Annotated in this window: 21 protein-coding genes; 10 read left to right on the top strand and 11 right to left on the bottom strand. The window is 73.5% G+C overall.

Going from position 1 to position 20,670, the window contains the following annotated elements; genetic code table 11:
- Positions 1-90 precede the first annotated feature (90 nt).
- The gene (locus ACT17Q_RS02625) at positions 91-519 is read right to left on the bottom strand and encodes a DUF3151 domain-containing protein (protein WP_094180966.1); all 429 of its coding nucleotides are present in this window, start codon (positions 517-519) and stop codon (positions 91-93) included.
- Positions 520-736: 217 nt separating this feature from the next.
- Between ACT17Q_RS02625 and ACT17Q_RS02620 the strand changes: the two genes are divergently transcribed.
- Positions 737-1,096, top strand: a complete 360-nt coding sequence (locus ACT17Q_RS02620; protein WP_141322215.1) for an STAS domain-containing protein — start codon at positions 737-739, stop codon at positions 1,094-1,096.
- 109 nt (positions 1,097-1,205) lie between these two features.
- On the opposite strand, the gene ACT17Q_RS02615 is transcribed toward ACT17Q_RS02620, so the two are convergent.
- Positions 1,206-3,341 (bottom strand): SpoIIE family protein phosphatase, encoded by a 2,136-nt coding sequence (locus tag ACT17Q_RS02615; RefSeq protein WP_444664546.1) that lies wholly within the window; start codon positions 3,339-3,341, stop codon positions 1,206-1,208.
- A 173-nt stretch (positions 3,342-3,514) separates the two neighbouring features.
- Between ACT17Q_RS02615 and ACT17Q_RS02610 the strand changes: the two genes are divergently transcribed.
- Positions 3,515-3,952: an STAS domain-containing protein gene (locus tag ACT17Q_RS02610; RefSeq protein WP_232514452.1), complete on the top strand. Its 438-nt coding sequence runs from the start codon at positions 3,515-3,517 to the stop codon at positions 3,950-3,952.
- Positions 3,953-4,031: 79 nt separating this feature from the next.
- Here the strand turns inward: ACT17Q_RS02610 and fbaA are convergent, their stop codons facing one another.
- From fbaA to ACT17Q_RS02595, 3 genes are all read right to left on the bottom strand, one after another.
- Positions 4,032-5,054, bottom strand: coding sequence for a class II fructose-bisphosphate aldolase (gene fbaA / locus ACT17Q_RS02605; protein ID WP_268535259.1), 1,023 nt, complete (start codon positions 5,052-5,054; stop codon positions 4,032-4,034).
- 127 nt (positions 5,055-5,181) lie between these two features.
- Positions 5,182-5,817, bottom strand: a complete 636-nt coding sequence (locus ACT17Q_RS02600) for a TrmH family RNA methyltransferase (RefSeq protein WP_371860801.1) — start codon at positions 5,815-5,817, stop codon at positions 5,182-5,184.
- A 56-nt stretch (positions 5,818-5,873) separates the two neighbouring features.
- The gene (locus ACT17Q_RS02595) at positions 5,874-6,923 is read right to left on the bottom strand and encodes an NAD(P)H-dependent flavin oxidoreductase (protein WP_444664543.1); all 1,050 of its coding nucleotides are present in this window, start codon (positions 6,921-6,923) and stop codon (positions 5,874-5,876) included.
- A 183-nt stretch (positions 6,924-7,106) separates the two neighbouring features.
- On the opposite strand from ACT17Q_RS02595, the gene ACT17Q_RS02590 reads away from it, so the two are divergent.
- The 3 genes from ACT17Q_RS02590 (at position 7,107) to ACT17Q_RS02580 (ending at position 9,620) form a co-directional block, all read left to right on the top strand.
- On the top strand, positions 7,107-7,835 hold the full coding sequence (locus ACT17Q_RS02590) for a VTT domain-containing protein (RefSeq protein WP_141322218.1): 729 nt from the start codon (positions 7,107-7,109) through the stop codon (positions 7,833-7,835).
- The gene (locus ACT17Q_RS02585; protein ID WP_444664540.1) at positions 7,832-8,605 is read left to right on the top strand and encodes an HAD-IIA family hydrolase; all 774 of its coding nucleotides are present in this window, start codon (positions 7,832-7,834) and stop codon (positions 8,603-8,605) included. Before ACT17Q_RS02590 ends, ACT17Q_RS02585 begins: the two co-directional genes overlap by 4 nt.
- Positions 8,606-8,705: 100 nt before the next feature.
- The gene (locus tag ACT17Q_RS02580; protein WP_444664538.1) at positions 8,706-9,620 is read left to right on the top strand and encodes a YwiC-like family protein; all 915 of its coding nucleotides are present in this window, start codon (positions 8,706-8,708) and stop codon (positions 9,618-9,620) included.
- A gap of 231 nt (positions 9,621-9,851) precedes the next feature.
- Here ACT17Q_RS02580 and ACT17Q_RS02575 read toward each other — a convergent pair whose 3' ends face one another.
- Genes ACT17Q_RS02575 through ACT17Q_RS02560 form a run of 4 tightly spaced genes read right to left on the bottom strand, consistent with a single transcriptional unit; the run spans position 9,852 to position 12,616 of the window.
- Positions 9,852-10,421 carry a LemA family protein gene (locus ACT17Q_RS02575; RefSeq protein WP_094180975.1) on the bottom strand — a complete coding sequence of 190 codons (570 nt, stop codon included), beginning with the start codon at positions 10,419-10,421 and terminating at the stop codon, positions 9,852-9,854.
- Positions 10,422-10,452: 31 nt separating this feature from the next.
- Positions 10,453-11,172, bottom strand: a complete 720-nt coding sequence (locus tag ACT17Q_RS02570; protein WP_444664536.1) for a hypothetical protein — start codon at positions 11,170-11,172, stop codon at positions 10,453-10,455.
- Between the two features lie 35 nt (positions 11,173-11,207).
- Positions 11,208-11,786, bottom strand: a complete 579-nt coding sequence (pyrE, locus tag ACT17Q_RS02565) for an orotate phosphoribosyltransferase (RefSeq protein WP_094180977.1) — start codon at positions 11,784-11,786, stop codon at positions 11,208-11,210.
- A 29-nt stretch (positions 11,787-11,815) separates the two neighbouring features.
- Positions 11,816-12,616: an SDR family NAD(P)-dependent oxidoreductase gene (locus ACT17Q_RS02560; protein ID WP_094180978.1), complete on the bottom strand. Its 801-nt coding sequence runs from the start codon at positions 12,614-12,616 to the stop codon at positions 11,816-11,818.
- A 120-nt stretch (positions 12,617-12,736) separates the two neighbouring features.
- On the opposite strand from ACT17Q_RS02560, the gene recQ reads away from it, so the two are divergent.
- Both recQ and ACT17Q_RS02550 read left to right on the top strand, forming a co-directional pair.
- Positions 12,737-14,815, top strand: a complete 2,079-nt coding sequence (gene recQ / locus ACT17Q_RS02555; protein ID WP_444664533.1) for a DNA helicase RecQ — start codon at positions 12,737-12,739, stop codon at positions 14,813-14,815.
- Between the two features lie 157 nt (positions 14,816-14,972).
- Positions 14,973-16,133, top strand: a complete 1,161-nt coding sequence (locus tag ACT17Q_RS02550; RefSeq protein ID WP_444664531.1) for a lytic polysaccharide monooxygenase — start codon at positions 14,973-14,975, stop codon at positions 16,131-16,133.
- Positions 16,134-16,299: 166 nt separating this feature from the next.
- On the opposite strand, the gene ACT17Q_RS02545 is transcribed toward ACT17Q_RS02550, so the two are convergent.
- Positions 16,300-17,055, bottom strand: coding sequence for a DUF6318 family protein (locus ACT17Q_RS02545; RefSeq protein ID WP_444664529.1), 756 nt, complete (start codon positions 17,053-17,055; stop codon positions 16,300-16,302).
- Positions 17,056-17,305: 250 nt separating this feature from the next.
- Here ACT17Q_RS02545 and ACT17Q_RS02540 point away from each other — a divergent pair, with 250 nt between their 5' ends.
- The 3 genes from ACT17Q_RS02540 to ACT17Q_RS02530 all read left to right on the top strand — a co-directional run bounded on the left by ACT17Q_RS02540 (position 17,306) and on the right by ACT17Q_RS02530 (position 19,945).
- Positions 17,306-19,201 (top strand): DNA/RNA helicase domain-containing protein, encoded by a 1,896-nt coding sequence (locus ACT17Q_RS02540; RefSeq protein ID WP_444664527.1) that lies wholly within the window; start codon positions 17,306-17,308, stop codon positions 19,199-19,201.
- Positions 19,202-19,278: 77 nt separating this feature from the next.
- On the top strand, positions 19,279-19,551 hold the full coding sequence (locus ACT17Q_RS02535) for a type II toxin-antitoxin system Phd/YefM family antitoxin (protein WP_444664525.1): 273 nt from the start codon (positions 19,279-19,281) through the stop codon (positions 19,549-19,551).
- Position 19,552: 1 nt separating this feature from the next.
- A complete protein-coding gene (locus ACT17Q_RS02530) occupies positions 19,553-19,945 on the top strand; it encodes a PIN domain-containing protein (RefSeq protein WP_444664523.1) in 393 nt (130 codons plus the stop codon).
- A 26-nt stretch (positions 19,946-19,971) separates the two neighbouring features.
- Here ACT17Q_RS02530 and ACT17Q_RS02525 read toward each other — a convergent pair whose 3' ends face one another.
- Positions 19,972-20,571 carry a YdeI/OmpD-associated family protein gene (locus tag ACT17Q_RS02525; RefSeq protein ID WP_444664521.1) on the bottom strand — a complete coding sequence of 200 codons (600 nt, stop codon included), beginning with the start codon at positions 20,569-20,571 and terminating at the stop codon, positions 19,972-19,974.
- Positions 20,572-20,670: the final 99 nt, after the last annotated feature.

Below are 20,670 nucleotides of genomic sequence, written 5' to 3'. Positions count from 1 at the left end.
ACCCGGTACCTCCGAGAGGGTACCCGACGGTCAAGAAACGGTCAGGACCGGTCCACCGGGCGCGCGGGGGTACGGGCGGGCGTACGGGCGTCAGCGCAGCGCCGCGACCTCCTGCGCCGACGTGCCGGAGTCGACGAGGAGCTGCTCGCAGCGCTCCGCCTCCTGCGACTCGCCGATCGCGTCCGCCGCCTCCGCCAGCGCCAGCAGCGCGCGCAGGAAGCCCTGGTTCGGCTCGTGGTCCGCGGGGATCGGGCCGCGCCCGCGCCAGCCCGCGCGGCGCAGCGCGTCCAGACCGCGGTGGTAGCCGGTGCGCGCGTACGCGTACGCCGCGACCGGGTCGCCCGTGTCCTGCAGCGCCTGCTCCGCGAGCAGCGCCCACACCAGTGACGCGGCGGGCGCGAGGCGCACCGCGCCCCGGGCGTCCTCGCCCGCGGCGAGCGCGGCGCGGGCGTCGGCGTCGGCACCGTCGACGGGCAGCAGGGTCGGCTCGGGGCCGCCGAGCAGGTTCTCGTGGGTCATGGCACCAGTCTGGCGCGTCACGCGCCGCGGCACCGCACCCGCGTGGCAGGGCGCGCTCGTCGGCCCCTCGCCCGCCACCCGCGACACGTCCGAGGGGACGACCGGGGCCTCATCGGACAACCGTCCGGCAGACGAGCGGTTCGGCGTGCGGACCGCCGCGGGCGCAACTAGTGTCGTCCCGCCGAGCCACCACACCCCCCGGGGACGGACAGCACACATGATCGAGATCTCCACGTCGCCGACGAGCACGACCCTCGTGATCGCCGGCGACCTCGACCTCGCCGAGCGCGACCAGTTCCCCGAGGTCGCCGCGCGCGTCGTCGGCCTGCGGCGTCAGCTCGTCGTGATCGACATGTGCCGCGTCACGTTCATGGACTCCACGGGTGCGGCTTTCCTGATCTCCCTCGCCGACTCGGCGCGCAAGCGCGGCGGTGCCGCGGCGCTGCGCGGGGCGGACCCGCGCGACCTGTTCGTGCTCGAGGTGTGCGGGGCGCTCGAGCTGTTCCGCATCGACGCGGACCACCGCTGCGAGGACGCGCGGCCCACGTCGGACTTCTCGGCGCCCGCGACCACCTGACGCCTCGTCCCGGCGGTCGGGCGCCCGCCCCGGCGGCGAGGCACTCAGGCGACGCCTGCCGGCGAACGCTGCTGGCGAACCCTGCCGGCGAGCCCTGCCGTGGCGCTCGTCAGCGACCCGTCGGCGGCAGCGCGCCCGGGCGCACCTTGGCCCACACGACCTTGCCGCGGCTCGACTGCCGCCAGCCCCAGTCGGCCAGGCGCTCGACGATCTGCATGCCGAACCCCCCGACACGGCCGGGGTGGCCGTCGGTCGTCACGGGCGGGGCGGGGTTGCCGTCCTCGACCTCGATGCGCAGGCCGTCCCCCGTGTCGTACAGCTGCAGCGAGACGTGCCCGTAACCGTGCAGGACGGCGTTCGCGACGAGCTCGGAGACGACCAGCTCCGCGTTCGACGCGTCGGGCATGTCCCACGCGTGGCACGTGCGCACGACCGCGTGCCGCGCGCGTCCCACGGACGCGGCCTCGCTCGGCAGCGACCAGCGCCGGCGGCGCGGGCTGCGGCCACGCTCCGCGACGTCCCGCGGGTCGGGCACGCGCACGACGACGACGGCGACGTCGTCCTCGGGATGGTCCGCGAGCCGGGACAGCAGCTCCTCGCCGATACCCGCGGAGTCGCGCGCGGTGACACCGGACACGACGCGGGACAGCGCGTCGAGGCCCTCGCGCAGGTCGCGGTCGCGCCGCTCGACGAGCCCGTCCGTGTGGTAGACGAGCACGTCACCGGGTTCGAGCTCGAGCTCGGCCGTGGCCCGCCGGCCGTTGCCGAACCCGACGAGCGGCCCGCCCGCGCCCAGCAGCTGCGAGACCTCACCGCCGCGCACGTGCAGCACGGGCAGGTGCCCCGCACGCGACCAGCGCAGCAGCCAGCGCTCGCCCAGGCGGTGCAGCGTGGACAGCACGAGCCCGGCGGCGCGGGGGATCCGCATACCGGCGACGAGCTGGTCGACGCGCTCCAGCACCGGCCCCGGCAGCGTCACGTCGTACGCGTAGGACCGCACCACGGAGCGCAGCTGACCCATGGCCGCTGCGGCCTCGACGTCGTGCCCGACCACGTCGCCGATCACGACACCGACGACGTCCTGCTCGATCTGCAGGACGTCGTACCAGTCGCCGCCGACCTGCGCGTTCTCGGAGTTGGGGGCGTAGTAGGTCCACACGTCGAGGCCGTCGACCTCGGCCTGCTGCGGGAGCATCGCGCGCTGCAGGGTCTCCGCGAGGCGGTGCTCGCGGTCGTACAGGCGTGCGTTGTCGAGCACGAGCCCGACGCGGCGCGCGATGAGCTCGAGCACGGTCGTCGTCGACTCCTCCAGACGACCGCCCGCCTCGGGCCGCGGCACGACGACGAGCACGCCGATGACCCGGCGCCGGCCGGGCACCGGGACGACGAACGCGGAGTCCGGCCTGTCGACGCCCGACTCGAGCGCGACCCGCTCGACCAACCAGTGCGACGCGCTCGCTCGCGGGTACTCGCGGTCCAGCGCGAGCTCCACGGGCCGGTCCCGGTCACCGTCGAGCAGCTGCTGCACGGCGTCCTGCGGCGCGTGCTCGACGTCGCCGCCGTCCGGGCGGCGGTGCTCGCCGTGCCGGCTCCCGCGGCCGGACGGGGGCCGGACGTCGCTCGTCGCGTCCACGGGCCGCAGGCCGCCGTCGTTGACGTAGAACGCCGCCCACGACACGACCGAGCGGCGCAGGAGCGTCGCGATCTCGTGCAGCGGCGTCGCCCGGTCCGTGACGTCCATCAGCAGGTCCGAGACCTGCACGATGATGCCGACGCTGCGTCGCTCGCGACGCTCCGCCTCGACGAGGGCCGCCTGCTGCTCGTCGTGCGAGACGCGCTCGGACCGGTCCTCGAACGCGACGATCCAGTGCGCGGGCCCCCGCGCCGGGGTGCCGGGCGCGTCGGCGGGCCGGTCGTCGGGCTCGTCGACCGGCGCGAAGTGCACCCGGCACGGGAACAGCGACCCGTCCGCGCGCGGGATGGACAGCTCGGCCGTGGTCGGCTCACCCTGCGCGAGCCGCGCGCGCAGCGCGGCCATCTCGCCGTGCCGTCGGGCACCCTCCGGGATCGGGTGCCGCTGCCGCTCGCGTGCCCCCGAAGCGTCGTAGCCCATCGTCTGCTCGAACGCCGCGTTGGCCCACACGATGCGCAGGTCGCCGGCCTCGCACATCGCGTACGGCACGATCGTCGCCTCGAGCGCACGCGCCAGCAGGGTGGTCGACGGGGGCTCGACGACGTCCGTCACGGGGGCTGTCGACGGGCCCGCCGACGGGCCGATCGGTGGGTCGGTCGGGGCCTCCTCGACAGATCCGGACGTACGGGTCGTGCCCGGGGTGTTGACCACCACCACCTCCGATCGTCTAGCGTGCCGAACGGGTGCGACGTCGTCTGGTCGTCGCCACTCGCGGAAGGAGCACCGTGCGCGACGGTAACAGCACGATGGAGGGCGGGCCCGTCCAGCCGACGGCCGGCCCGACGCGCTCCTCGTCACCAGGTGGCGGGGAGCAGGGGGGCGTCCACGTGATCGTCGGGGCGGACACGACGAGGATCGTCCTGTCCGGGGAGGTCGACGCCGACCTCGGCCCCGAGCTGCACGAGGCCACCACCGAGGCCGAGAACGCGGGTCTGCCGATCGAGGTGGACGCGCACCACGTCACGTTCATGGACTCGTCGGGCGTGGCGTTCCTCGCCCGGCTGTCGATCCGGTCGCAGCACCGCGTGCGGTTGCTGCGCGTCCCGCCGACCGTGCGCTTCCTGCTGGAGGTCACGCGGATCGGCGAGCTCCTGGACGTCGTCGAGGAGTCCGACGAGCGGGAGTTCCAGCCCGTCGCGCCCGACGTGACACCCACCCCGTAGGTCCCGGGTGCACGACGAGCCGCCGCGGTCCGATGAAGGACCGCGGCGGCTCGTGCGTCGCACGCGTGGTGCGCTCGCGTCAGCGGATCTTCTGGCCCGCCGAGCGCAGCTGCTGGCACGCCTCGACGATGCGCGCAGCCATGCCGGCCTCGGCCAGCTTGCCCCACGCACGCGGGTCGTACGCCTTCTTGTTGCCGACCTCGCCGTCGACCTTCAGGACGCCGTCGTAGTTCGTGAAGATGTGCCCGACCACGGGACGCGTGAACGCGTACTGCGTGTCCGTGTCGATGTTCATCTTGATGACGCCGTTGTCGACCGCCTCGGAGATCTCCGCGGCCGTCGAGCCCGAACCGCCGTGGAACACGAGGTCGAACGGGTTCTCCTTGCCGATCTCGGCGCCGACGGCCTTCTGGATGTCCGCGAGGATCGACGGGCGCAGCTTGACCGCACCCGGCTTGTACACGCCGTGCACGTTGCCGAACGTGAGGGCCGTCAGGTAGCGGCCCTTCTCGCCGGCGCCGAGCGCGCGGACCGTGGCGAGGCCGTCCTCGGCCGTCGTGTAGAGCTTCTCGTTGATCTCGGCCTCGTGGCCGTCCTCCTCGCCACCGACGACGCCGACCTCGATCTCGAGGATCGTGCGCGCGGCCTGCGACAGCTCGAGGAGCTCCGCGGCGATGACGAGGTTCTCCTCGAGCGGGATGTCCGAGCCGTCGAACATGTGCGACTGGAACGTGGGGTCCTCGCCGCGCTTGACCTGCTCGGCCTCGAGCGCGAGCAGCGGGCGCACCCAGGAGTCGAGGTTCTTCTTGACGCAGTGGTCGGTGTGCAGCGCGATGGTCACGTCGTAGTTCTTGGCGACCTCACGCGCGTACGCGGCGAGCGCGAGCGAACCGGCGATGCGGTCCTTGATCGTCGAGCCGGACGCGTACTCCGCACCGCCGACGGAGACCTGGATGATGCCGTCCGACTCGGCCTCCGCGAAGCCCTGGATGGCGGCGGTGACGGTCTGGGACGACGTGATGTTGACGGCCGGGTAGGCGAACTTGCCTGCCTTCGCCCGGTCGATCATCTCCGCGTACACCTCGGGGGTGGCGATGGCCATGCGCTCACAACTCCTGTGGCTGGATGGGGGTGGTGTCGGCACCGAGTCTGCCACTACCCGCCGTCTCGGTGGCCGGGACGTCCTTCCCATGGACGTCACCTGCGGCGTCGTACGTCCGGGGCGGCGCTCACGCCTCCGCGGGCGCGGGGAGGTCGGCGTGCTGCTCGACCCACGCGTGCATCGCGATCGCCGCCGCGGCGCCGGCGTTGATCGACCGCGTCGAGCCGAACTGCGCGATGTGCAGCACGTCGACCGCCGCCGCGCGCGCCTCGTCGGACAGGCCCACGGACTCCTGGCCGAACAGCAGCACGCACGCGCGCGGCAGGGGGTAGCCCTCGATCGGCACCGACCCCGGCAGGTTGTCGACCCCGAGCACCGGCAGGTCCTCGTCGTTGGCCCAGTCGATGAGCTCACCGACGCTCGCGTGGTGCTGCACGTGCTGGTACCGGTCCGTCACCATCGCACCCCGCCGGTTCCAGCGGCGCCGTCCGACGATGTGCACGCGCGCCGCGAGGAACGCGTTCGCGGTCCGCACGACGGACCCGATGTTGAGGTCGTGCTGCCAGTTCTCGATCGCCACGTGGAACGTGTGCCGACGCGCGTCGAGGTCGGCGACGATCGCCTCGAGCGTCCAGTAGCGGTACCGGTCCGCGACGTTGCGCCGGTCCCCGTGCGCGAGCAGCTCCGGGTCGTAGTGCGGCGCGTCGGGCCACGCCTGCGGTCCGCCCGGCCACGGGGGGACACCGATCTCGGACTCCTCCACGCGCTCCAAAGTAGCCCCGGACCCGCGTGCGCTCCCGTCGAGGACCGGTGTGTCGGTCAACCGTCGCGCAGACCCGCGACGAGCTCGGCGAACACCGCCCCCGCGTCGTCCCACGTGGCGAGCGCGGCGGACTGCCCGGCCCACAGCGAGAGCAGCCCGGCCTCGTCGCGGCCCGCGGCCGGCGCGCGGAACCGCCCCGTGAGCCAGTTCTGCGCCGGGAACGGGGCGATCGCACCGGACGCCTCGATGGTGCGCACCGCACGGTTCGGCACGCCGCGCGCGAGCCGCCCGCTCATCGCCCGCGTGAGGACCGTGCCGTGCGCGGGGCTCGCCGCGATCGCCGCCCGGTACGCCTCGCTCGCGGCCGACTGACGCGTGCGCAGGAACGCCGTGCCGACGACCACGCCGTGCGCGCCGAGCGCGCGGGCGGCGGCCACACCCCGCCGGTCCGCGACTCCCCCGGCCGCGAGCACGGGCACGCGCACGGCGTCCACGACCTGCGGGACCAGCGCGAACGTCCCGACGAGGGCGTCGGCCGGGTCGTGCAGGAACGACACGCGGTGCCCGGCCGCCTCCGCGCCGGACGCCACCACCGCGTCGACCCCCGCGTCCGCGAGCGCACGCGCCTCGTCGACGGTCGTCGCGGTCCCGACGACGCACGTGCCGCGCTCGTGCGCGCTCTGGACGACCCAGGGCGCGGGGACGCCGTACACCACGCTCAGCACGGCCGGACGCGCGTCGAGGACCGCCGCGAGCTGCTCGTCGACGTCCGGCAGGAAGGCCGCGGGCTCGTCGGGCTGCGCCAGGCCGAGCTCGGCGAAGAACGCGTCCACCGCGGCGCGCGGACCCGTCAGGTCGACCTGGCCGGGGCGCACCTCGTCGCCCGTCGCGAGCCACACGTTGAGCGCGAACGGCCGGTCCGTCGCGGCCCGCAGCTCGGCCGCCGTGCGCGCGACGCGGTCCGGCGCGTAGCCGTACAGCCCGTAGGACCCGAGCCCGCCGAGCCGGCTGACCGTCGCGGTCAGCTCCACCGACGACAGCCCGCCGAACGGCCCGAGCACGACCGGGACGTCGATGCCGAGCAGGGCCTCCAGGCGGCCGGTCATGTCGTGTCCCCCTCACGTCACCCTCACGTCGCCCTCAGGTCACCCTCAGGTCACGGCGCGGCCGTCCGGCCGACCGCGAGCCTAGCGAGCGCGTCGACCGGCGCGCGGGGTCGTCCGGACGTCCGTGTGAACCTCGCAGTCCGGACGCAAGGCCCACACACACCGCCCCGTACGCTGGACCGTATGCTCACGACGACCGCGCTGACGGCCGCGCTCCACGCCGCGGGGCCGGTCCCCGCTCTCGGGCCCGACTTCCTCAACGCCGACCACCTCATCCAGTCGTTCGGCGGTGCGGCGCTCATCGGCATCGTCGTCGTCGTGTTCATCGAGACCGGGCTGCTGTTCCCGTTCCTGCCCGGCGACTCGCTGCTGTTCACCGCGGGCGCGCTCGTCGCGCAGCAGTTCCTCGACTTCCCGCTGTGGCTGCTGTGCCTGCTGATCTTCCTCGCGGCGTTCCTGGGCGACCAGACGGCGTTCCTCATCGGGCGCAAGCTCGGTCCCCGGGTGTTCCGGCGGCCTGACTCGCGGTTCTTCAAGCAGTCGTACATCGACCAGACGTACGCCTACTTCGACAAGTACGGCGGCCGCACCATCATCGTCGCGCGCTTCGTGCCCATCGTGCGCACGTACGCCCCGGTCGCCGCGGGTGTCGGCAAGATGAGCTACCGGCACTTCGTGTCCTACAACGTGATCGGTGCCCTGCTGTGGGGCGTCGGCGTGACCATGCTCGGCTACGCGCTCGGCAACGTCTCGTTCGTCAAGGACAACATCGAGGTGCTGCTCGTCGTCCTCGTCCTGATCTCGGTGCTGCCGATGGTGTGGGAGGTCTGGCGGGCGAGGCGTCGGGCGCGCGACACCCGGTACGACGAGCCGGCCGAGCGGGCCGAGGTCGAGCGGAAGGTGTTCGAGTGACCCGCGAGATCCGTGCCTGGCTGTCCGACATGGACGGCGTGCTCGTGCACGAGGGCATCGCCGTGCCCGGCGCGGCCGAGTTCGTGCGCGCGCTGCGGGACGCCGAACGCCCGTTCCTGGTCCTGACCAACAACTCGATCTTCACGCCGCGCGACCTGCGGGCGCGTCTCGCCACCTCGGGCATCGACCTGCCCGAGGGCGCGATCTGGACCTCCGCCCTCGCGACCGCGCGGTTCCTCGTCGACCAGATGCCCACCGGGTCGGCGTACGTCATCGGCGAGGCCGGCCTGACCACCGCGCTGTACGAGGCGGGCTACACGCTCACCGCCGCCGAGCCCGACTTCGTCGTGCTGGGCGAGACGCGCACCTACTCGTTCGAGGCCATCACCAAGGCGATCCGGCTGATCCAGGGCGGTGCGCGGTTCATCTGCACCAACCCGGACGTCACGGGTCCGTCGATCGAGGGCGACCTGCCCGCGACGGGCGCCGTCGCCGCGATGGTCCAGGCCGCCACCGGGCGTCAGCCGTACTTCGTCGGCAAGCCGAACCCGATCATGATGCGCACGGCCCTCAACCGGCTCGGCGCGCACTCGGAGACGACCGCGATGGTCGGGGACCGCATGGACACCGACGTCGTCGCCGGCATCGAGGCCGGCCTGCGCACCTACCTGGTGCTCACCGGCTCGACCCGGCGCGAGGAGGTCGAGCGCTTCCCGTTCCGGCCGTCCGAGATCGTGGAGTCCGTCGCGGACCTCGTCGAGCGCGTCTGACGGCCCGAGGAGTTCGCCGCGGCCGTCTCGGGGCGGGACGACGCCCACCCGGGACCTTGGTCCCGGGTGGAACCGGGCGCGTGCGGGCGATCCTGCGCGCATGCCCACCTCCCGCGCACCGGCTCGACCGACCACGCCGCGCACCGCCGGTGCACGGCCCGCGTCGCGGCGACGCGGGCCCGGGTGGGTGCCCCGTGAGCACGGCGCGTGGGCGATGCTCGTCGTCCCCGTGCTCGTCGGCGGTGTCCTGACGTCCCCCACCTGGCGCACCGCGCTCCTGCTGGTCACCTGGCTCACCGCGTACCTCGCGTTCCACGCGACCGGGCTGTGGCTGCGCGCGTCCCGACGACCGCGCTACCTGCCCCCGGTGCGCGCCTACGCCACCGCGCTCGTCCTGCTCGGCGGCACGCTGCTCGCGACCGCGCCCGGTCTGCTGCGTTGGGCGCCGGTGTACGGCGTGCTGCTCGCGACGAGCCTCGTGTGCTCGCTGCGGCGCGCGGACCGGTCCTGGCTCAACGACGGTGTGACGGTGGGTGCCGCCGTGCTCATGGCCGTGGTGTCCGCCGGGCTCGGCCGCGACGGCACGCCGCCCGCGACCGCACTCACGGGCACGTGGGTGCCGCCGGGCGCCGACGACCCGGCGGCCTGGGCCGTCACCGCCGTGCTCGCCGGGTACTTCCTCGGGACCGTGCCGTACGTCAAGACGCTGCTGCGCGAGCGCGGGAACCGCGCGGTGCTCGCGGCGTCGGTGGCCTGGCACGCGCTGCTCGTGGTGGCGGCCGTCGCCGTCCTGGCCGTGCAGGTCACGCACGAGCGGGCCGCGGGGAGCATCGCGGTCGCGGTCGCCCTCGTCGTCGTCGCCGCGGGCCTGCTCGCGCGCGCGGTCCTCGTCCCGCGCCGCCGCCCATGGCCGAGCCCGAGGGCGATCGGGTTCGGCGAGATCGCGGCGACGCTCGCGGTGACCGCGGTCGCGCTCGCCGTGCCCGCGCTCGCGGCGCCGTCCCTCGTCGGCTGACCACGCCCCCGCCATCCCCACCCCGGCGCCCTCGCTCCGGCGCCCTCGCCCCGGCGGCACCCCCACCGCCGACTGCGCACGTCCCGGCCCGAGTGCTGACGTCCGCCGCGCGCACTCGCGCAGGAACGTGCGCAGTCGGCGGGTGGGGTGGCAGGGCGGGCGGGATGGCGGGTGGGGTGGCGGGCATGACGAAGGCCGGTCGCTCGGGCGACCGGCCTTCGGCTGCTCAGGTCAGAACTGGACCGTCGGCGCCTGACGGACCTGCGGGTCCTGCACCTCGAAGTACTCGGCGCGCTCGAAGTGGAACATGCCCGCGATGACGTTCGTCGGGAACGTCTCGATCTTGGTGTTGAGGCTGCGGACGTTCGCGTTGTAGAAGCGGCGCGCGGCGGCGATCCGGTCCTCGGTCGTCGACAGCTCGTTCTGCAGCTGCTGGAAGTTCTCGCTCGCGCGCAGCACGGGGTAGTTCTCCGCGACCGCGAAGAGGCGACCGAGCGCCTGCGTCAGCTGGTTCTCCTGCACGGCCTGCTCGGCGACGGACGCACCCGTCCCGGCCGCGGCGGCGCGGGCGCGCGTGACCTCGTCGAACACCGCGCGCTCGTGAGCCGCGTAGCCCTTGACCGTCTCGACGAGGTTCGGGATCAGGTCGTGCCGGCGGTGCAGCTCGACGTCGATCTGACGCCACGACTCCTGCACCAGGTTCCGCAGGCGCACGAGCGCGTTGTACTGCGCGACGGCCCACAGCAGGACGATGACGACCAGCGCGACCACGACGATCGCGACGATGGCTCCAGCAGGCACGAGAGCTCCTTCTCCAGGGGTACCGGTGAGCCTAGCGGGCCAGCGGGTCGTGCCCGTGGTCCAGCCAGACGTGACGAGGGACGGCGTCCGCGATCGCCACGAGCAGCGCGATCCGCGCGTCGAGTCGCTGCAGGTCCGTGCGGCCCGCGGACCAGGTGAGCACCGTGGTGCCCTCGATCCGCCACGCCACGCGGTCCTCGCGCAGCAACCGCTCGACGAGCCGCGGGTGCAGGATCGCGTGCCCCACCGCGAGGTCCGTCGCCCGCACTGCAAAGCGCTTGTTGAACTCGTCGGACTCGACGTCGAGGTCCGTCCTGCCGAACGCGCTCGCGATCCGGGAGCCGATCGACTCCGGCGTGACCTCGAGGTCCGGCAGGAACGCCGGCAGCTCGAGGGTGACGACGTGGAACGTGTGGGTCGTGGTGCTGCGCCGGCCGTCCGAGTCCGTGCTCGACGTCTCGTAGGAGTACGCGAACGACATGAGCCGGCGGCCCTGGAACGTGCCCGCCACGACGTCCGCGACCTTGCGGTTGTCACCGGTGCCGAACGGGGACCCGCGCCATCGGCTCACGAGCGAGCGGTCCGCGGGCCGGCGGCGCCAGCCGCGAGCCGCGACCCACGCGTCGAGGGCCGCCTGGTGCTTGCGGTTCGAGATGGTCGACCACACCACCAGCAGCACCATCAGGGCGCCGCCGACCACCAGCAGCCAGATCGGGTTGAACGCGGGTCCGAGCCCTGCGTCAACGCCCACCATTGCGCACCTCCGTCCCGGCGTCCTGCCGGCGGTCAGGCCAGGCCGAGGTCGGAGAGGTCGAACAGGAAGTGGTACGGGACGCCGAGCGCCTCGACCGCCTCGCGGGCTCCCGTGCCGCGGTCGACGATCACCGCGACCCCCGCGACCTCGCCCCCCGCCTCGCGCACGGCCTCGACCGCGGTGATCGCGGAGCCGCCCGTGGTGGAGGTGTCCTCGAGCACGACGACGCGGCGGCCCGTCACGTCCGGGCCCTCGATGCGGCGCTGCAGGCCGTGGGCCTTGCCGGCCTTGCGGACCACGAACGCGTCGACGTCCTGACCGCGGCTCGCCGCGGCGTGCAGCACGGACGTCGCGACGGGGTCCGCGCCGAGCGTGAGCCCGCCGACCGCGTCGACCTCGGCGGTGCCCAGACCGGACTCCTCCAGCAGGTCGAGCATGAGGTGGCCGATCAGCGGGGCGGCACGGTGGTGCAGCGTGACGCGACGCAGGTCGACGTAGTAGTCGGCCTCGCGGCCCGACGAGAGCGTCACCCTGCCGTGGACGACGGCGAGGTCCTTGATGAGCGTGCGGAGCTGGTCCCGAGGGCTGGCGGCGAGGGTGGCGTCGGTCACGCGGGAAGGTTACCGCCGGGCGGCAGGGCTCAGCGGGCGTCGTCCACGGGCCCCGCGTCACCCGGCAGCTCGAGGGCCTTGCGGTAGCGGCCGACCGCGCGCACCGCACCGCGCGGGGCGAGCCGCGCGGCCGCGGCGACGGAGCGGTACCGCAGGCTCGGCGTGGAGATGACGACCCCGCGCCGGACGTCGGCGAGCGCACGCGCGACGACGTCCTCGGCGTCGAGCCACGCGAAGTCCGGGTACGACGAGACGTCGATCGCACCGCGCTCGTGGAACTCCGTCCGCACGAACCCGGGGCACAGCGCGGTCGCCGTCACGCCCGTGCCCTTGAGCTCGACCGCGAGCCCCTCGGTGAACGAGCGCACCCACGCCTTGTGCGCCGAGTACGTGCCCGACGCGAGCAGCGCCGCGATCGACGCGACGTTGAGGACCGCACCGCGGCCTCGTCGGACCATCGACCCCGCGGCGGCGTGCGACAGGACCATGGGCGTGCGGACCATGAGGTCCAGCGCGCGCTCCTCACGCTCGAGGTCGCCCCCGACGAAGCGCTGGTTGAGCCCCAGGCCCGCGTTGTTCACCAGGAGCCCCACCGGGTGCTCGTCGTCGCGCAGCCGGTCCGCGACGCGCTCGACCTGGCCCCGGTCGGCCAGGTCCGCGACGAGCACCTCCGCGCGCACGCCCGCACCCGCCTCGAGCTGGTGCGCGAGCCGGGTGAGGCGGGCCTCGTCGCGCGCGACGAGGACGAGGTCGTGCCTGGCCGTCGCGAGCTGCCACGCGAACTCCAGGCCCAGTCCGGCGGACGCGCCGGTGACGAGTGCGGTTCCCACGCGCCCACCCTACGGACCGGGGCGCGGCGGGCAACTCCCGCCACGCGCGCGCGTGACCGGTGCGACGGGACCTGTGGACGCGGTCGCGGACGTGTCGGCCGCGGCTCGTAGGGTGGTCGCGTGCACCCCGACGACTCGCCCCTCCTCGACGCGCCCGCCGGCGCCGAGCCCTGGCCGGACGAGCCGCCGTTCGACCCGTTCTACGACGACGCACCGCCGGACCTCGACGCGTGGGCGCACGGCGTCCCGCACGACGCTGCGTCGGGCGAGCTGGCGGCCGCGGTCGCCGCGACGACCCGCGGCACGGCCGGAGGTGCGCGACGGCACGCACGCGCGTCGGACGTCCCTGCACGTGCGGCGGCGGCCGCGTCCGGGACACCGCTGGAGGTGCTGCGCCGGGTCTGGGGGTACGACGAGTTCCGCGGTGACCAGGCCGAGATCATCGACACGGTCGTCGCGGGCGGGGACGCGCTCGTCCTCATGCCGACCGGTGGCGGCAAGTCGCTCTGCTACCAGGTGCCGGCGCTGGTGCGCGAGGGCACGGGCGTCGTCGTCTCACCCCTGATCGCGCTGATGCAGGACCAGGTCGACGCCCTGTCGGCGCTGGGCGTGCGCGCGGGCTTCCTCAACTCGACCCAGCAGGCGTGGCAGCGTCGCGAGGTCGAGGACGCGTACCTCGCGGGCGAGCTCGACCTGCTCTACCTCGCACCCGAGCGGCTGAACGTCCCGGACACGATCGACCTGCTGGACCGCGGGACCGTCGCGCTGTTCGCGATCGACGAGGCGCACTGCGTGTCGCAGTGGGGCCACGACTTCCGCCCCGACTACCTGCGGCTGTCGATGCTGCACGAGCGGTGGCCGGACGTGCCGCGCGTCGCGCTCACCGCGACCGCCACCAAGGTCACGCACGCCGAGATCGCGCAGCGGCTCCAGCTCGAGGACGCGCGGCACTTCGTCGCGAGCTTCGACCGGCCCAACATCCAGTACCGGATCGTCGGCAAGGACAACCCGCGCGCCCAGCTGCTCGACCTGCTGCGCACCGAGCACGCGGGCGACGCCGGGATCGTCTACTGCCTGTCGCGCGCGTCGGTCGAGCAGACCGCCGAGCACCTCGTCGCGAACGGCGTGCCGGCCCTGCCGTACCACGCGGGACTCGACCGGCAGGTCCGCGCGCACAACCAGGCCCGGTTCCTGCGCGAGGACGGCATCGTGATGGTCGCGACCATCGCGTTCGGCATGGGCATCGACAAGCCCGACGTGCGGTTCGTCGCGCACCTCGACCTGCCGAAGTCCGTCGAGGGGTACTACCAGGAGACCGGCCGCGCCGGGCGGGACGGCCTGCCGTCGACCGCGTGGATGGCGTACGGACTGCAGGACGTGGTCCAGCAGCGCCGCCTGATCGACACGTCCGAGGGCGACGCGGCCCACCGCCGCCGCCTCACGCAGCACCTCGACGCGATGCTCGCCCTGTGCGAGACCGCGTCCTGCCGGCGCGTGCAGCTGCTCAACTACTTCGGCCAGCAGGCGCAGCCGTGCGGCAACTGCGACACGTGCCTGACCCCGCCGTCCACGTGGGACGGCACCGTCGCGGCCCAGAAGCTCCTGTCGACGATCGTCCGGATGGCGCAGCGCGGGCAGCGCTACGGGGTCGGCCACGTGGTCGACGTGCTGCGCGGCAAGCGCACCGCACGCGTCACCCAGCTCGGTCACGAGTCGTTGTCGACGTTCGGGATCGGGGCGGACCTGTCCGACACCGAGTGGCGTGGTGTGGTGCGCCAGCTCATCGCGGCGGAGCTCCTGGCCGTGGACACCGAGGGGTACGGGACGCTGCAGCTCGTCGAGGCGTCGGGCGAGGTGCTCAAGGGCGAGCGGCCCGTGCTGGTGCGGCGCGAGCCGGAGCGCGCACGACGACGCCCGTCGGGCTCGGGCGGCTCGGGCGCGGGGTCGGGCTCGACGTCGAAGGCGGCGGCGGACCTCGAGGGCGAGACGCTCGCGCTGTTCGAGCGGCTGCGCGCCTGGCGCGCCGGGGTCGCCAAGGAGCAGGGCGTCCCGGCGTACGTCGTGTTCCACGACGCGACCCTGCGTGACATCGCGCTGCGCCGGCCGACGTCGCCGGACGAGCTGGGGACCGTGGGCGGGGTCGGCGCGACGAAGCTCGAGCGGTACGGCGACGGGGTGCTCGCGACCCTCGCGGACTGACCCCACCCGGGCCGCCGCGGGCGACGACCGCCCAGCCGGAAACGATTCGGCCGGTTGTCGCCCTGGTCGGGGCCTCGCAGCCTGGGAGGACACCGCCCCAGCCGGTGTCCAGACCATGCGGCGACGATGCCGCGCACTCGAATGAGGGTGATCCGACATGACACGGCACCGCACCATCCTCCGGACCGGGCGCGGCCTCGCCGCGGTCGTCGCCGGGGCCATCGCACTGGCCGTCATCCCGAGCGCCGCGCAGGCGCACGGCGGCCTCACCGACCCGCCGACCCGCACGTGGGCCTGCTACCAGGACGGCCTGGCCGGCGGCGCCGCGGCCGGCGAGGCCGGCAACATCAAGCCGCGCAACCCCGCGTGCGTCAACGCCTTCACCAACGAGGGCAACTACTCGTTCTACAACTGGTACGGCAACCTGCTCGGCACCATCGCGGGCCGCCACGAGACGATCCCCGACGGCAAGCTGTGCGGCCCGGACGCAAAGTTCGCCTCCTACAACACGCCGTCCTCCGCGTGGCCGACGACGAGTGTGAAGCCCGGCCAGCAGCTCACCTTCAAGTACGCGGCAGTCGCCCGCCACCCCGGCTACTTCACGACCTGGGTGACGAAGGACGGCTGGAACCCGTCCGAGCCGATCGGCTGGGACGACCTCGAGCCCGCGCCGTTCGACCGCGTGCTCAACCCGCCGCTGCGCGAGGGCGGGGTCGCCGGACCCGAGTACTACTGGGACGTGAAGCTGCCGACGAACAAGACCGGCAAGCACGTGCTGTTCAACATCTGGGAGCGCACGGACAGCCCGGAGTCGTTCTACAACTGCGTCGACGTCGACTTCAGCGGCACGACCTCCACGCCGACGCCTACTCCGACGCCCACCCCGACGCCGACGCCGACCCCCACGCCCACCCTGACCCCGACGCCGGGTCCGACCGGCACGCCGAACACGAGCCCGTCGCCCACCCCGACCCCGACCGTCACGACGCCCGCGCCGACCGACGGCCAGTGCGAGATCGAGGTCGACGTCTCCAACGCGTGGCCGGGCGGGTTCCAGGGCACGGTCACCGCGTTCAACGCGACGATGCAGCCCGTCAACGGCTGGACGGTGACGTGGACGTTCGCCAACGGTGAGACCGTGCAGCAGGCGTGGAACGCGAACGCCACCCAGTCGGGCTCGGTCGTCACCGCCAAGAACGTCGCGTGGAACGCGACGATCGCGCACCACAACGCGGTGTCCTTCGGCTTCATCGGCTCGGGCACGCCCGCCCCGGTCAAGGCGGCGACCCTCAACGGAGCCAGCTGCATCATCCGCTGACCCGCACGCACCACGGCAGCTCGCGAGGTCGTGCGTCTCTCGTCAGGTCGCGCAGTCAACCGCGCGACTCCGCGAGAGACGCACGACTCCGCGAGAGACGCACGACCCGATCGGTCCGGGCCGCAGGGGGCACGGGGAAGGACGACGAGCCCGCTGCCGGCTCGGGTCAGAGGTCGGGCCGGATGCCGAGGATCGGGTCTTCGCTCTCCGCGACCTCGCTGGCGGAGACCCCGAGCACCTTCCAGGCACCGTCGGGCTTCGCGACGTCCAGGTGCGCGTTGACGTACACGTACATCGGGTCGGCCTCGACGACCGCACCCGACGAGTCGAAGCGCGTCCACGGCCCTTGCACGAGGTTCACGACCACGGACGCGGTCGGTCTCGTGTAGTCGTAGTAGTCGAGGAGTGCCTCGTCCATGAGCGCGCCTTGCGAGTTGTCGATCGTCATCTGGTTCCCGCTCTCGTGCTGGCCCCGGTCGAACAGCTCCGTGGCGGCCTCGATCATGCTCGCGCAGTAGTCGCACTCGGGCGCCGCGAGCGCCTCGAGCTCCGACACGTCGCCCGTCGCCCACGCGTAGGGCAGGAGCTGGAAGAAGTACTCGCCGACCTCGGCGGCGGCCTCGGGCGTGAACTCCGCGTCGAGGGCGTCCGGCCGTGCGGGGGCCGACCTCGCGTCGAACGGGGCGACGGACTGCGTCGGGCTCGGGACGGGGGCCGGGAGGGCAGTCGCTGTCGCAGCGGGGGGCGACGTGGGGCCGGCGGTCGGGCGCGGCGTGCTCGTCCTCGTGCCGAGGCTCGCGCCGGCGGACGGCGTGTCCGACGGCGTGCGCAGCGCCGCGCACGCGGACACGCTCACCAGGCACGCCAGCGCGACGACGATCGCGGCTGACCGGGCCAGGAGCTGCCGTTCGTAGGTTCGCACAGCACGCAAACGTAGTCAGATCGGGCAGGAGTCGTCGGCGGCCCTGTGGACAACCTCTGCCGACCCTACGGCGCGTCACCGACACAGCCCGTGCGGCTCCGCGTGGGTCACGAGACCTCGTCGGTGGCCGCCGCTATCGTCGAGCCCGACCAGCGGTAACCGACGGACTTCCCGCCGCGCACGTCGTCCGACGACGAGACCGGGACATGTCCCCCGCCGCACGACCTTCGTGCTGCCCAGGGGACCTTCCGTGCCGACCGCCCGCTACAGCGGTGATGCTCTCGCCCGCGTCACCTCCGACGACGACACCGCCGTGGAACGCCACCTCGCCCAGATGCTGAGCGCCCAGGGAATCCCGCCCGGACCGTCCGAGCGCAGGGCGTGGCGCCACTCGGTGCCGGCGCTCGCCCGTGACCTCGACGACGCAGGGCTCGGCAACGTCGAGGTGCTGCTCGAGCACCGGCTGCCGTTGAGCTCGAGGCGCACGGATGCCGTCCTGGCGGGCGTCCACCCGCGCACGGGCGAGCCCTCGTACGTCGTCGTCGAGCTGAAGCAGTGGACTGAGGCACGCCGCTGGGAGGACTCCGAGACACTCGTCGACGTCCCTGGCGCGCCGTACCGCCCTGTCTTGCACCCCGGCGTGCAGGTGGAGGAGTACGTGCGCTACCTGGCGGACTTCGTCCGGGCGTTGGAGCACGCACCTCACACCATCACGGGGCTCGCCTATCTGCACAACGCGTCCGACGAGCCCGTCGCCGACCTGCTGACGGGACCGGCACCCGCGCCCGTGTTCACCGGCCAGCGACGGGCGCGGCTGCACGAGCACCTGCGCAGCGTGCTCAGCGTCGACGCGCCCGGCAGGGAGTCGGTCCAGGCCGCAGACGCGTTCCTGTCGTCGTCGATCGCGCCGTCGCGACAGCTGCTGAGCGTCGCGGCCGACGAGATCCGCGACCGTGAGCAGTTCGTCCTGCTGGACGAGCAGCGGGTCGCGTTCGACCTGGTGCTCCGCGAGGTCGCCAAGGCTCGCCGTGCCGACTCGAAGTCGGTGGTCCTCGTGACCGGCGGCCCGGGATCCGGCAAGTCCGTCATCGCGCTGTCACTGCTCGGCGAGCTCGCACGCGAGGGCAGGTCGGTGCTGCACGCCACGGGGTCGCGGTCGTTCACGCAGACGTTGCGCAAAGTCGCGGGCCGCGGTTCGCCCCGCACCGCCAAGCTCTTCACGTACTTCAACGCGTTCATGGACGCCGACCGCAACGGCCTCGACGTCCTGGTCCTCGACGAGGCGCACCGCATCCGCGAGAAGTCTGTGCAGCGGTTCACCCCTGCGCGGCTGCGCGAGCGCGCGCGTCCGCAGGTGGACGAGCTGCTCGACGCGGCGCGCGTCCCGGTCTTCCTGCTCGACCAGCACCAGGTCGTGCGGCCGGGCGAGCTCGGCTCCCCTGCGGACATCCGCGCCGCAGCCGCCCGCCGCGGCCTGCCCGTGCACGAGGTCCGGCTCGATGCGCAGTTCCGCGCGGGCGGCTCGCAAGCCTACGTCGAGTGGGTGGAGCGGCTGCTCGGGCTACGAGAGCCCGAGGTCGGTCCCGTTCCGTGGCCCGGCGACGAGGGTTTCGTCCTCGACGTGGTCGACTCGCCCGACGAGCTCGAGGGCCGGCTGGGCGCGTACACCGACGCCGGTTACGGTGCGCGGATCACCGCCGGGTACTGCTGGCCGTGGTCGGACCCGCGGCCCGACGGTTCGCTCGTCCCGGACGTCCGGATCGACGGCTGGTCCCGGCCGTGGAACCTGCGCGGTGACCGATCGGTCGGCGGGGCTCCGCCCGCCGCGCTGTGGGCGAGCGACCCGGCGGGTTTCGGACAGGTCGGCTGCATCTACACCGCGCAGGGTTTCGAGTACGACTGGAACGGTGTCGTGATCGGCCCGGACCTCGTCTGGCGCGCGGATCGCGGAGGCTGGGTCGCGCGCCGTGAGCACAGCCGCGACCCCGACTTCCGCAGCCGGAGGGCCGTTCCCGACGACGAGTTCGCGCGCCTGGTCCGCAACGTCTACAAGGTCCTGCTCACACGCGGGATGGTCGGCACCCTGGTCTACTCGACCGACCCCGACACCCGCACGTACCTGCGCACGCTGGTCCCGAGACGCTGACGCCTGGTCGGCACCCCGGTACCTGCCGGATCACCTGCGCCCGGCACCACGTCAGACATGCGTAGTACATTTGCTTCGTGTCGACCGTCACCAAGCGCGAGCTCAACCAGCACACCGCCCAGGTGCTCGAGCAGGTCACGCCCACCCACGAGGTCGTCGTGACCGAGCGCGGCGAGCCCCGCTGGCGTGTCACCGCCTACACCGAGCCCGCCGCAGGACTGTCCCGGCTCATCCGCGAGGGCCGGTACACGCCGCCGTCGGCGGCACCCGCCCCCTGGCACGACGGTGGCCCCGAGTACACGGACGCGCAGGTGGACGCTCTGCTCGACGAGCTGAAGGGCGAACACTGACGTGTCGCTCGTGTACCTGGACTCCTCGGTCGCGCTGCGGACCATCCTGGGCGTGCCCGAGCGCGCCCGCCTGCGGTCATGGCTCGACACCCCCGGTCACACGTTCGTCTCGTCGCGGTTGCTGCGCACCGAGGTGGTCCGGGTGCTGCGCCGCGAACGTCGCCCGCTCGTCGAGGGCGCTCCGCTGCTCGACCGGGTCGGCATCCTGGAGATGACCGCTCAGACCTTCGTCGTCGCCGAGTCCATCCAGTCGCACATCAAGACCCTCGACGCCCTGCACCTCGCGACCGCGCTGCTGATCGGCGAGCCCGTCACGGTGGCGAGCCACGACGCGACCATGAAGTCCGTCGCGACCGAGCTCGGCCTCAAGGTGACCGACCCGGTCGAGCGGTAGCCGACGACGAGCGGCGTGCAGCCGGGTCACATGCCGTCGGGGCGGCGCTTCTGGGGGTAGACGGTGCGGCCCTCGGCGAGGTCGGCGACGAACCCCGCGATACGCCGGGCCCGGGTCTCGGGCCGCTTGGCCTGGGTGACGCGCAGCAGGACCGCGAAGCGGTTCGCCGAGGTCAGCGCGTCGAACCAGGCGCGCGCGGCGGGCACGGCGTCGAGAGCCGCCGCGAGGTCGTCGGGCACCTCGATGCGGGCCGGGCCGTGGTAGGCGGCGTCCCAGCGGCCGTCCGCCTGCGCGGCCGCGACCTGGGCGCGGCCCGCGTCGCGCATGCGTCCCTCGCGCTCGAGCCGCGCGATGCGCTCGACGTTCACCGCCGACCAGACGCTGCGGGGGCGGCGCGGGGTCATGCGCAGCAGGCTGCTCTGCTCGTCGCGGCTGCGCCGCTGCCCGTCGATCCAGCCGAAGCACAGCGCCTCGTCGACGGCCTGGTCGTACGTCAGCTCGGTGACCGTGCCGCCCTTCTTGTGCGTCACGAGCCAGACGCCGGTCGTCTGCGTGTGGTGCTCGGCGAGCCACGCCCGCCAGGCGTCGGCATCGGGGAGCAGCAGCACAGGGAGTTCGTCAGCCACCCCCCAACCCTCCCGCCCCCCACCCACATCCCCACCGCGAAAGTCGCGCGTCTCTCGCGGAGTAGTGCGTTTCTCGGTAGGTCGTGCAGATGAACGCAC

The sequence above is a fragment of the Cellulomonas sp. CW35 genome (assembly GCF_052378485.1).
Lineage (GTDB): Bacteria > Actinomycetota > Actinomycetes > Actinomycetales > Cellulomonadaceae > Cellulomonas > Cellulomonas uda.
The sequence above is the reverse complement of the archived record's forward strand: the minus strand, read 5'-3'. Positions and strand labels throughout refer to the sequence as shown.

Excerpts from the sequence above, each read along its gene's own strand:
- ACT17Q_RS02625 (WP_094180966.1), bottom strand. The coding sequence starts at position 519 with ATGACCCACGAGAACCTGCTCGGCGGCCCCGAGCCGACCCTGCTGCCC.
- ACT17Q_RS02620 (WP_141322215.1), top strand. The coding sequence starts at position 737 with ATGATCGAGATCTCCACGTCGCCGACGAGCACGACCCTCGTGATCGCC.
- fbaA (WP_268535259.1), bottom strand. The coding sequence starts at position 5,054 with ATGGCCATCGCCACCCCCGAGGTGTACGCGGAGATGATCGACCGGGCG.
- ACT17Q_RS02595 (WP_444664543.1), bottom strand. The coding sequence starts at position 6,923 with ATGACCGGCCGCCTGGAGGCCCTGCTCGGCATCGACGTCCCGGTCGTG.
- ACT17Q_RS02590 (WP_141322218.1), top strand. The coding sequence starts at position 7,107 with ATGCTCACGACGACCGCGCTGACGGCCGCGCTCCACGCCGCGGGGCCG.
- ACT17Q_RS02580 (WP_444664538.1), top strand. The coding sequence starts at position 8,706 with ATGCCCACCTCCCGCGCACCGGCTCGACCGACCACGCCGCGCACCGCC.
- ACT17Q_RS02550 (WP_444664531.1), top strand. The coding sequence starts at position 14,973 with ATGACACGGCACCGCACCATCCTCCGGACCGGGCGCGGCCTCGCCGCG.